We start from the raw sequence: 4,833 nt of genomic DNA, 5'->3' as shown, positions 1-4,833 counted from the left end.
ATTGCACTTAGTAAGGGAGATATTTGTTATGATCTTTCTTCTAAATCGAAAGCTTTGCTAAATAATCATAATGCTCTCCTTCAAGAATTAATTCAGCTTGTAGGCCATGGGCGAAAGCCGCATTTTGTAAAGTATTGTAGTCAATATACATCCAGTTGAAAGGTTTTTCTTTTTCGCCTTTATAGGCAATGTTAAAAACAACCTCACCGTAATATTCATTATCGGATGGAATCCATTTACCTCCATCTTCATCATCATCAAACATATAAATAATATCGGAGCTGTCTAATAAAATTTGACCTCCCGGATTTAATAATGATTTTAGTTTGACAAGGAAATTCGGAATATTTTTCAGTTTGCCACACATTCCCGCGCCATTCATTAATAATAAAATCGTATCGTACGTTTCATTTTTTAACGTCATTACATCCTGTACTCGGGCATCTTTGATTCCTCGAAGCCAGCAAGCCTGTACTGCACTTGAAGAAATGTCTATTGCAGTCACTTCTAAGTTCAACTCGTTCTGTAAATACAAACTATGACTTCCTGCACCGCAACCTACGTCTAGAATCTTTCCTTTGGCAAGCTGTAAAGCTTTTTGTTCCATAGCGGGCATTTCTGCGTGAGAGCGGAATAAATAAGCAACACTCATTTCGTCTTCTGCGGATATAGTTGTTTCCGTAATTAAATCCTCAGGAGCATTATTCGTTTGATAATCGAGGATGGCTTTGCCAAAAAGGTCTTTCATTATTTGTATTTCAAAATTCAACATTCATTAATTAAAGTTCATCGTTCAAAAAGTGTAGTTTTGCAAAGAATTTTTAAACTCTGAAATTGAAACCTACTTTAAACGAACTTGGAAAACTTGCCAAAGATAAGCATATAGAAAACAAAAAGTATTTCGATAAGCTTAAAAAGAAGGCGCCTAAAAATTTAGATTATGTGATGCAAGACTTGCATGATACTGAATTTAAGAAAACGGACTGTTTAAAATGCGCGAACTGTTGTAAAACCACGGGGCCTTTATTTACATCTGCAGACATTGAGCGTGTGTCAAAATATCTTAGGCAAAAACCGCAGCAGTTTATAGAGCAATACCTGCGCATTGATGAAGATCAGGATTACGTATTGCAGAGTGTACCTTGCAATTTTCTAGATAATGAAAATGCGTGTATGATTTATGAGGTACGACCAAAGGCATGTCGAGAATTTCCACATACTGATAGAAAGAAGTTTCAGCAAATTACAGACCTTACATTGAAGAATATCCCAATTTGCCCTGCAGCCTTTAATATTGTTGAAGAAATGAAGAAAAAATTGCCGCTGTAGCCAGAGGGAAAAACGTACTTTGTCGCCTCTAGTATATCAAATACTTCGCTCTCATTTTCTTAAATTGGGCTAAACCGTTTTGCCAACTCTGTCTAATGTCAGTTTCTGATAGCTCGGCTTCAATCTGTTGTTGTAGTTGTATAGTTCCTGCTAGTTTTGTAAAAAAAGGATTGAAGAATTTCGATCTGTCGGAGGTTATTTTGTATGCTTTTATTATCCATTTTAATTCTAGTTGGCCTACTTCAGTTTGACTTGACAAATCTTCTCCATAACATTCTACTCCATTGTAAACTGGATTTTGTGCTCCCATATTGGGTTTTGGTACAAAACTGAAAGCGCTTTTTGGCAAATAGGGGGAGCCGTAAATTTGAAATTGTTTTTCAGTTCCTCTTCCTACACTTACATTTGTTCCTTCAAAAAAGCACAAACTAGCATATAGATTGATTGCTTGTTCGTTTGGTAAGTTAGGAGAAGGTTTTACAGGAAGGTTGTATTTCATATTTCTATTATAATAAGAACAGGGTATAACACTAAGCGTACAACTAATTCCATCTTTTAGCCATTTTTCACCATTAATCATTTTGGCATATTCGCCAATGGTCATTCCGTGCAAAACGGGAATGGTATGCATTCCTACAAAACTGCTATATTCCTTTTCTAGAATTGGCCCGTCGACAATGCTTCCGTTAGGATTGGGTCTGTCAAGGATAATTAATTCAATATTGTTTTCTGCGCAAGCTTCCATTATATAATGCAGTGAGGAAATATAAGTGTAAAATCGCGCACCTACATCTTGTAAGTCAAAGACTAGAACATCAAGTCCAGCTAATTGTTCCGTCTTTGGTTTTTTATTATTGCCATAAAGCGAAATAATAGGTAATCCAGTTTGAGAATCCATTCCGTCGACGACATGTTCTCCTGCATCTGCAGTGCCTCGAAAGCCATGCTCTGGTGCAAATATTTTTTGTACTTTGATTTTTTGGTCTAATAAGAAATCAACTAAATGGATTTGCTTTTTTTTACTCTCGATAGTTATAGGTGATTGTTCTAATAAAACTATACTTGATTGATTGGCAACTATGCCTATGTTTTTAGCTTTTAAAAGAGGTAGATAAACTTCGTAATTGTCTGCGCCGGTTTTTATCGAATGTATTTCGTTAGCTTTATCTAATAATGTTGCAGTTTTGGAGTAGATAGAGTTAACTGCGACACTATCTTTCGGTTTGCCTTGTTGTAATTCTTTCGTTCTGTTGATTGAGCTGGAGCAAGAAAGCAAAATTACTGTTAGAATAAAGGCTACTGGAATATTTTTGAAAATTGAAATCATATAGTAGATTAGAATAAAATTAGTGGCAATTAGCGTTATTCGTGTTTTAACTGTATTTTTGAATTCAAATCAGACACTTAATCAAATTGAACTTAGAATACTTCATTGCTAAAAGACTTATAACTGCTAAAGATTATAAAAGTAGTATTTCTGCGCCTATTATAAAAATTGCAATTGCTGCTATTGCCATCGGAATGGTGATGATGATTGTGTCAGTAGCGACAGGAATTGGTCTACAACAAAAAATCAGAGAAAAAATTTCTGCTTTCAATGGACATATTAGTATTTCTAATTATGATAGCAATCAATCTGAAGTTACTTTAGTTCCCATTTCGAAAAAACAAAATTTTTATCCCAAATTTAATACTGTAGAAGGGATAAATCATATTCAAGCTATTGCCAGTAAAGCCGGTATCATTCGGACTGAAAATGCTTTTGAAGGAATCGTCTTCAAAGGAGTGGGGAGTGATTACAAGTGGGATAATATAAAGGAGTATCTTGTTGAAGGAAAACTACCGGATTTCTCTAATAAGTTAAATGAAGACGTGGTACTATCGCAATTTCTTGCTAATAGGTTAAGGCTTAAAGTAGGTGATCCGTTTAATACCTTTTTCATGAAAGAAGGGCAGAATAAATTACCTAATATCAGGAGATTTAAAATTGTCGGTATCTTTAATTCTGGTTTTCAGGAATTTGATGCGACCTATGTATTAGGGGATATACGCCATATGCAACGCATTAATAAATGGAAAGCAGATCAGGTAGGAGCATTCGAAGTTTTTGTAGATGATTTTGATAACATAAAATCGGCAGGTGAAGATGTATATCAGCATACAGGTTCGACGCTCGATACTAAAACCATCATTGAAAAATACAGTTATATATTCGAGTGGCTTCAATTATTCGATTTCAATATCATTGTCATATTGATAGTGATGATATTAGTAGCTACAATTAACATGGTCGTTGCGTTATTAGTACTTATTCTGGAACGCACGCAGATGATAGGAATCTTAAAAGCACTCGGAGCTAACAATTGGAGCATTCGTAAAATATTTCTTTACAATGCGTCCTATTTGATTCTTAGGGGGTTGCTCTGGGGTAACGGAATCGGAATAGCAATTCTGTTGCTTCAGAAATATTTTGGAATAATCAAACTCAATCCTGAAAATTATTACGTCGATCAAGCACCGGTATATCTTAATTGGGGATATATTTTACTTTTAAACGGACTTACGATTAGTGTTTGTTTCTTAGTGTTGTTAATTCCTTCCTATATAATAACCAAAATTTCACCTGTCAAAGCAATTCGTTTCGACTAACATACTATTTGGGCGATCCCTACGATGAAAAAGAGGGTAAACATATATGTAAGGAGAAGTAATTTATTTTCAGGAGCTATTTCCCGCTATTCGTTACAATCTACATCGCCGAACGCCGGCTCAGTAGGATTTCCATTGCTATCGGGGCTAGGGGGAGTAGTGTTGTATTGGTTATTTTGTGTTTATAATAATGTATGCTGTATTAAAATGGTATGCTTAAAAGTTATTTGGTGAGATAAATACTCTTTTGGCTACATGGGAGAATCCTCATTCTTCTTAAGGCGGGTTTAGGCAGTTCGATTTAGTTTGGAATTTGCCATGTTACGTTATTAATCTAATATAAGTAAGTTGAAACTGCATCGACAAACACTTTGTCTGCTCTAGAAAGAGTTGGATAGAGGATTAGACGTGTAATAAAGCTAATAAATTTCGCATTATAGTCTGCGATCCATTAAAATACTTGCAAAGCACTTCGCTTATGCACTGATAATTCCTACTTTTAACAAATCAACTCAAAAAGTATAATTCTCAAATAATAGATTTTCAGTGACTTAAAAATAAAGTCACTAAAAGGTTAAAGAAAGGCAATTAAAAGTATTGTTTAGCGCCATAAAGGTGGTACTTTTGCACCCGCAACGACGAATAAGTTCTTTACATCCTGCTAAGCAAATGAAATAATAAAGAGAATTTATTTTCTAAAAATTTTCAAAAAAGCTTGCGAGAAACAAAAGAAGTTGTACTTTTGCACCCGCTTCGAGAAACACGAAAAGTGATTATCGAGGCGAAAAAAACAAAAAGAACACGTTCCTAGACATATTGAATTGACAGCCGTTTTAAGAGAGATCTTAGAACAAA

Annotated in this window: 4 protein-coding genes; 2 read left to right on the top strand and 2 right to left on the bottom strand. The window is 34.8% G+C overall.

Features of this window, described 5'->3' with window-relative positions; translation table 11 throughout:
• Positions 1-40 precede the first annotated feature (40 nt).
• On the bottom strand, positions 41-748 hold the full coding sequence (locus tag A3SG_RS0117490) for a class I SAM-dependent methyltransferase (RefSeq protein WP_029596892.1): 708 nt from the start codon (positions 746-748) through the stop codon (positions 41-43).
• Between the two features lie 86 nt (positions 749-834).
• Between A3SG_RS0117490 and A3SG_RS0117485 the strand changes: the two genes are divergently transcribed.
• Positions 835-1,329 carry a YkgJ family cysteine cluster protein gene (locus tag A3SG_RS0117485; protein ID WP_016991289.1) on the top strand — a complete coding sequence of 165 codons (495 nt, stop codon included), beginning with the start codon at positions 835-837 and terminating at the stop codon, positions 1,327-1,329.
• Between the two features lie 28 nt (positions 1,330-1,357).
• Here the strand turns inward: A3SG_RS0117485 and A3SG_RS0117480 are convergent, their stop codons facing one another.
• Positions 1,358-2,656 carry an exo-beta-N-acetylmuramidase NamZ domain-containing protein gene (locus A3SG_RS0117480; protein ID WP_016991288.1) on the bottom strand — a complete coding sequence of 433 codons (1,299 nt, stop codon included), beginning with the start codon at positions 2,654-2,656 and terminating at the stop codon, positions 1,358-1,360.
• An 86-nt stretch (positions 2,657-2,742) separates the two neighbouring features.
• Between A3SG_RS0117480 and A3SG_RS0117475 the strand changes: the two genes are divergently transcribed.
• Entirely contained in the window at positions 2,743-3,978 is a 1,236-nt protein-coding gene (locus tag A3SG_RS0117475) for an ABC transporter permease (protein ID WP_016991287.1), read from the top strand.
• Positions 3,979-4,833: the final 855 nt, after the last annotated feature.

It is taken from the genome of Flavobacterium sp. ACAM 123, assembly GCF_000264055.1.
GTDB lineage: Bacteria > Bacteroidota > Bacteroidia > Flavobacteriales > Flavobacteriaceae > Flavobacterium.
Note: the sequence above shows the minus strand (reverse complement) of the source record. Positions and strands in the feature narration are given on the sequence as shown.